The organism is Natronospirillum operosum, from assembly GCF_004768465.1.
GTDB classification, from domain to species: Bacteria; Pseudomonadota; Gammaproteobacteria; order Pseudomonadales; family Natronospirillaceae; genus Natronospirillum; species Natronospirillum operosum.
Genome location: NZ_SRMF01000024.1, coordinates 1 through 3,099, shown reverse-complemented (window position 1 = coordinate 3,099; position 3,099 = coordinate 1). Strand labels below are relative to the sequence as shown.

Genomic DNA, 3,099 nt, shown 5'->3' with positions numbered 1-3,099 from the left:
ATAACCATTCGCTGGGCCCTGCACCCCGGTGAAGAAGCCGATGCGGTCATCAACTACTTTGCCCCCAAATACGAGGAACTGACCGGTGTTCGGGTGGAAGGTGAAATCCTGCCGCCCGACCAACTGCGTGACCGCATGTCCATCGAGGCCATCGGGGGTACCGGACGCTGGGATCTGGGCTATCACTCGCCGGGCTGGTTCGGCTCGTTCGCTGATCACGTGATCGACCTGACCCCGCTGATCGAAGAATACGGATTCGATGTGTCCGCCTATCCCGACCTGGTGGTGGAGTCGCACATGCGCAGCAGCGCCCGGCCCGGCGAATACATTGCCCTGCCGACCACGCCGGCCGCGCCGATGCTGATCGGACGCCAGGATTTCTTCGAGCATCCGGATGAGCAGGCGGCCTTCGAAGCACAGTACGGCCGGCCGCTGGCGATGCCGCAGACCTTTGCCGAGCTGCGCGAAGTCGCCGAGTTCTTTACCCGTGATGCCGGTGACACCGTGGCCGGCGAGACGCTGGATAGACCCCTGTACGGCTGGGCCGATGCGCTGGGCTCGGGCAGTGGTATCACCCGCAGCTTCATCGTCATGCTGTACTCCACCGGCATCCAGGGCTGGGACGAGAACTTCGAGCCGGACATCACGCACCCCATCGTAGCCGAGGTGGCCGAGTACTTCGTCGACCTGGCGCAGAACACGGCCCCGCGCGAAGCCCAGAACTGGGACTTCCTCGAAGGGCTGGACTACTTCCGTGACGGCCGTCTGGCCATGGCCACCCTGTGGCCCCAGGGTGTGGGCACGGTAGAAGACCCGAGCGGTCGTGCGGCCGGCAATGTGGCCTACCAGCCGCTGCCCAAGTGGGAAGACAACCTGGCCGGCTTTGAGCAGGGCGTGCCCTTCCTCGGCGGTGGCGGTGTCTTTGTCTTTGACACCCCGAACGCCGAAGAGGCCTTCAAGTTCCTGCACTGGATGCTGCAGGAGCAGGAAGTCGAATGGGGCCGCCAGAGCCAGCAGTTCTCGCGCGAGGGCCATTTTGCCAGCGACGAGCTGCGCAACATGGAACCCTACTATGCCGACTTCCTGCCCGCCTACGAGCAGACGCTGGAACAGGTCTTCGTACGCCAGGGTATCCCCGAGTATGGCACTGTCATGTGGCAGGGCACCGTGGACTTCATCACCGATGTGTTCTCCGGCGATCTGACGCCCGAGCAGGCCCAGCACCGCTGGGAGACTCTGATGCTGGCCAATTTCCGGCGTGCCGGTTACCTCGACTGAACAGTCTGTAAATGGCCTCACCCGGGCCGACGCCGGGTGAGGCCGCTGTTTGTGCGGAGATTTCCATGTCGACTGTCAACCCGAAATTCACCAGAGGCTGGTGGTTCATTCTGCCCGGCCTGACGCTCATGGTGCTGGTCGTGTGTGTCCCCCTGTTCATGGGGCTGCGCTACAGCCTGCACGATGTCTTCCTCTATGCGTTCAACAACCAGGTCTTTGTCGGCCTGGACAACTATGCCCGGGTACTGCAGGACCCGCTGTATCAGCGCTCGGTGCGGGTGACCCTGATCTTCACCTTCAGCTGTCTGGTGCTCACCGTTGGCTTCGGCCTGCTGATCGCCTACCTGGTCAGCCTGAAACAGGTGCGCTTTCGCTCCGCCTGGCTGGCGCTGTTCCTGATTCCGTTCGTGATGACCCCGGTGGTGGGGGGGATCGCCTGGCGCCTGTTCATGTGGCAGCAGGAGTTCGGGGTCATCAACCAGTTTCTGGGTCTGTTCGGGGTCGAGTCCCGCTACTGGCTGCTGGATCGGGAGACGGCCCTGCTGGCCACCATCATCTCCAACTCCTGGCAACTGACCCCCATCGCCATTCTGGTGTTCTATGCCGCGCTGACCACCATTCCCGAAGATCTGCTGGAAGCCAGCACCATTGATGGCGCCAACCCGCTGCAGGCGTTGTGGCATGTGATCATTCCGCTGCTGCGCCCGCACACCCTGTTCGTGTCCATCATCATCATCACCAGCGCGTTCCGCGAATTCGACATGATCTGGGCCCTGACCGGCGGCGGCCCGGGACGTGCCACCACGACGCTCAGCATCTTTGCTTACAACCGGGGCATCGCCAATCAGGACATGGGCATGGCCAACACAGTCGCCTTCACCATGTTCATCATCATGGCCACCGTGGCCTGGCTCTATATCACCCTGTATCGGCGCACGGAGGACAAGTCATGACTGCTGTCACTACCACTGCCACCCGCCCGACCCGCCGCCGCCACAGCCGTGCGGGCAGTGCCTGCCTGGTCTACGGTGGCCTGACCCTGTGGCTGATTTTCTCCGTACTGCCGCTGCTGATGCTGCTGGCCGCGTCGCTGAACCGCACGGCCGTGTTCCGCTCGCCGATCGACCTGCTGCTGCTGCGGGACTTTTCGCTGGAGAACTTTACCCAGGCCCTGGTGCGGGGGGACTTTCTGTTCTTCTTCACCAACAGCCTGATCATTTCCACGGCGGCGGTGGTGATTTCACTGATTGTCTGTGTGCCGCTGTCCTACGGCATTACCAAGATCGGCGGGCGCCAGAAGGCCATCGTATCGTTCAGTGTGCTGGCCATGCGCTTCATCCCCTATGTGGTGCTGGCGCTGCCGCTGTTTCTGCTGTTCATCAATCTGGGGCTGTCGGGCTCGAGAATCGGCCTGCTGCTGGCGCATCTGTCGATTCATATTCCCTTTGCGACCTGGATGATGGTGGGTTTTTTCGACACCGTGCCCAAGGAACTGGAAGAGGCGGCCATTGTGGATGGCTGCAGCCCCTGGCGCCTGTTCTGGAATATCTCGCTGCCGGTGGTGCGCTCCGGGGTGATCGCCCTGGCCATTCTGCTGTTCATCATGTCGTGGAACGAGTACCTGTTTGCGCTGTTTCTGGCGGGACAGGATGCCCAGCCGCTGACAGTGGGCATCACGCGTTTCCTGGGCGGGGTGGAAGCCGGTGCCCAGTACGGGGTGATTGCGGCCTATGCGGTGCTGGTGGTGGCGCCGGTGGTGCTGTTCGCGCTGGTGGCCAACCGCTTCATCATCAGCGGCATGACGGCGGGAGCCGTGAAGGG

3 protein-coding genes are annotated in these 3,099 nt (G+C 62.6%); all 3 read left to right on the top strand.

The window, feature by feature from the left end; all coding sequences use genetic code 11:
* A partial coding sequence (locus tag E4656_RS20085; RefSeq protein ID WP_167856162.1) for an ABC transporter substrate-binding protein occupies window positions 1-1,278 on the top strand: 1,278 nt, incomplete at its 5' end.
* A 65-nt stretch (window positions 1,279-1,343) separates the two neighbouring features.
* The gene (locus E4656_RS20080) at window positions 1,344-2,231 is read left to right on the top strand and encodes a carbohydrate ABC transporter permease (protein WP_167856161.1); all 888 of its coding nucleotides are present in this window, start codon (window positions 1,344-1,346) and stop codon (window positions 2,229-2,231) included.
* On the top strand, window positions 2,228-3,099 hold an 872-nt coding region (locus tag E4656_RS20075), incomplete at its 3' end, for a carbohydrate ABC transporter permease (protein WP_135485109.1). The genes E4656_RS20080 and E4656_RS20075, both read left to right, overlap by 4 nt.

Excerpts from the sequence above, each read along its gene's own strand:
- E4656_RS20080 (WP_167856161.1), top strand. The coding sequence starts at position 1,344 with ATGTCGACTGTCAACCCGAAATTCACCAGAGGCTGGTGGTTCATTCTG.